We start from the raw sequence: 1,506 nt of genomic DNA, 5'->3' as shown, positions 1-1,506 counted from the left end.
CGCCACGACCGTACGGGCGAACAGCAGGGCGAGCAGCAGCGGGATGGGCAGCCCTGTGGTGGCGTCCAGCAGCGGCACCAGCAGGACCAGGATTCCGGCGGCGAAGTCGGACAGCACGCTCAGCCTGCGTCCGCCGAACCGGTCGACCAGGACACCGCCGACGGCACCCGCGAAGATCAGCGGCAGCGCGCCGATGAACCCGGCGAGTCCGGTGGTGGCGGTCGAGCCGGTGGTGTGCAGGACGTACAGCGGGACGGTCACGACCGTGATGGCGTTGCCGAAGGCCGACAGGTACTGGGCGGTCAGCAGGGCGACGAGAGGGCTGCGGCGCGGGGCCGCCGTCGCGGCGGGCTCGGTCATACCTGCTCCCCCTGCCGCTCGCGGCGCTCCCGGTTGAGCCGGGCGAAGAGACGTTCCATGCTTTCCTCGGTCACTCCGGTCACACCGGGAAGGCCGCCCGGCTCCGGGTCCTGCGACTCCCCCGCCAGCAGGCCGCGCAGTTCGCGGACCGCGGCCTCGGCGGCCTCCTTCACGGCGGCGGCGTCCACCGCTTCGGGGTTGTACAGCCAGCGCAGTACGGCGTGGCCGTCGCGCACCTGGACCGCGATGTCCACGTCCACCTCCCGCTCCACCTCGCCGTTGCCGGTGGCGGCGGTCTGCGCCGACGCGGTGAAGGGGCCGGCCGAGCCGTCGACCGGGTCCGTCAGCTCACCGAGGTGGTTGACGACGACCCGCGGCCGTTCCAGGGCCGCGAACTCCGCGCGCAGACCGGGGTCGGCGGCGCAGCCCAGCAGGCCGTACGTCTTGCCGGAGTCGGGGATGCCGCGCAGCGCGGTGACCGTGGCGCGCAGGTCGTCCTCGGCCGGGCCGCCGGTGAGCGGGACCCGGAAGGGGTGGGCGGCCGAGTAGAACCCGACGGCCCGGTCCGGGTCCCAGTCGGGCAGCGCCGCCAGCGGGTCGCGGCCCAGGCCGATCAGCCACACCGACGGCTGCTCGTGCGGCGCCCAGGGGCGCAGCGCGCGGGCGACGGCGGTGAGGGCGGCGGCCTGGAGCACGCCGTGACCGTCCGGGGGCAGCGGCAGCGACACCTCGAACTGCCGCTCGTCCGCGTAGGTGTTCGGGCCGTCCAGACGCCAGCGGTACCGCCCCGCGCCGGCCGACTGCGTTCGCCAGTACCCGGCGTGCGGTGCCGGGTCCAGGGCCCGTACGACGGCGGCGTGCTCGGCGTAGCCGGCCCGTTCGGCGGCCAGGGACTCGCCCCGGTAGGCGGCGGCCAGGTCGGCGAGGACGATGCCCCAGGACATGCCGTCGATGACGAGGTGGCTGGCGCCGACGACGACGCGGTCGGCCTCGCCGGGACCACCGGCCAGGTGGCTGACCGCGAACAGCGGACCGGTGGCCCGGTCGAAGCGGGCCCGCTGGGCGTCCACCACCCGGCGCGGGTCGGTTCCGGCGGGCTCCGCCGACCAGTGCCAGTCCGCGCCGGGCACGAGCCGGGCGCCGAGG

Annotated in this window: 1 protein-coding gene and 1 pseudogene; both read right to left on the bottom strand. The window is 75.9% G+C overall.

The genetic code is table 11. The annotated features are described in order from the left end of the window. A pseudogene (locus CCN33_RS26295) lies at nt 1-360 on the bottom strand (MFS transporter); the annotation flags it as partial. After that, nucleotides 357-1,506: condensation domain-containing protein (locus tag CCN33_RS26290; protein ID WP_140394683.1), on the bottom strand; the 1,150-nt coding region annotated here is incomplete at its 5' end. The gene CCN33_RS26290 and the pseudogene CCN33_RS26295, both read right to left, overlap by 4 nt.

It is taken from the genome of Streptomyces recifensis (assembly GCF_002154615.1).
GTDB lineage: Bacteria > Actinomycetota > Actinomycetes > Streptomycetales > Streptomycetaceae > Streptomyces > Streptomyces griseoluteus.
This window is presented reverse-complemented; position numbering and strand designations above follow the sequence as displayed.